The sequence below is a fragment of the Pseudomonas baetica genome (assembly GCF_019733355.1).
In the GTDB taxonomy this organism is placed as follows: domain Bacteria; phylum Pseudomonadota; class Gammaproteobacteria; order Pseudomonadales; family Pseudomonadaceae; genus Aquipseudomonas; species Aquipseudomonas baetica_A.
Genome location: NZ_JAIHLQ010000201.1, coordinates 1 through 233, shown reverse-complemented (window position 1 = coordinate 233; position 233 = coordinate 1). Strand labels below are relative to the sequence as shown.

Annotated in this window: 1 pseudogene; it reads right to left on the bottom strand. The window is 51.1% G+C overall.

The features are described from left to right. Window positions 1-233: pseudogene (locus tag K5E40_RS34745) on the bottom strand (hypothetical protein); the annotation flags it as partial.

Sequence of the window (233 nt, the reverse complement as noted above, 5' to 3'; positions counted from 1 at the left end):
CAGCAAGGAAGATTGAGCCCACAACAACGAGGGCATCATATCCCATCACTATAAATACCGGTGCTAAGATTGGATAGAAAGCAACTGCCTCTTCTTCGAGTCCACAGGTCGTACCACCTACGATCATGAAGAGAGATACGAAGAGGACAAGCAAAAACTCCTTGCCCTTCGATCTCGCAGTGAGTCGACCACGGCCAGCCTCGAATGCGCCGCTCGCTTTCACTACCCCAATG